Genomic DNA, 813 nt, shown 5'->3' with positions numbered 1-813 from the left:
GCGCCGTACCCGGGCCCGCCGCCGTACCCGTACCCGGGGCTGCGGCCCCCGCCCCCACCTCCGACGGCTCCGGGTGGTCGGCCGCTGGCCAGCTTCGCCGACCGGCTGCTGGCGCACCTGATCGACGCCGGGATCTGGTCCGTGGTGGCGGTGGTGCTGTTCCTGCCCGCGTTCGGCCTGCTCTACTACAACTTCCTGAGCGACGTGTACCCGGACGGGCTGGGTCAGCCGGGCGCCGCGCCGCTCGACCCGGCGACGGTGTTCGCCGACTTCGTCGTGCCGTTGCTGCTGCTGGAAGCCGGCCTGATCGTGGTGATGCTGCTGCTCTACTACGTCTACTACGTGGAGATCATGTTCCGCTCCGGGCAGACGGTCGGGAAGCGGGCCATGAAGATCCGGGTGGAGCCGCTCGACCCGACCGTGCCGCTCACCCGTGGCCTGGCGTTCCGCCGGTACACCGTGCAGTTCCTCGCCGGGATGGTGGTCCCCGGCCTGAACCTGCTCGACGGACTGTGGCAACTGTGGGACAAGCCCCACCAGCAGTGCCTCCACGACAGGTTCGCCCGTACCGTCGTCGTTAAGGTTCCAGGGTGACCGTGCGGAGTGAACTGAGGCTGGCACCATGAGCGTCTCCCCGGGTTGGTACGCCGATCCCGCCGAACCGACCACCCAGCGTTACTGGGACGGAGGTGGCTGGGTGGGCCGTTCGCTGCCCGTCGACGCCACCCCACCGGAGGGGCCGCTGCCCGAGGAGGAGCCGCCGGCTCCGGCCGCTCCGCCCTCACCTCCGGCTCCGGCCGGTCCGCCACCACC

General features: G+C 71.2%; 2 protein-coding genes. Both read left to right on the top strand.

The annotated features are described in order from the left end of the window. A partial coding sequence (locus GSF22_RS33995) for an RDD family protein (RefSeq protein ID WP_244454628.1) occupies positions 1-594 on the top strand: 594 nt, incomplete at its 5' end. 28 nt (positions 595-622) lie between these two features. Further along, positions 623-813 (top strand): DUF2510 domain-containing protein (locus GSF22_RS33990; RefSeq protein ID WP_208817972.1); only part of this gene is annotated, 191 nt, incomplete at its 3' end.

The organism is Micromonospora echinofusca (assembly GCF_017614955.1).
GTDB lineage: Bacteria > Actinomycetota > Actinomycetes > Mycobacteriales > Micromonosporaceae > Micromonospora > Micromonospora echinofusca_A.
This window is presented reverse-complemented; position numbering and strand designations above follow the sequence as displayed.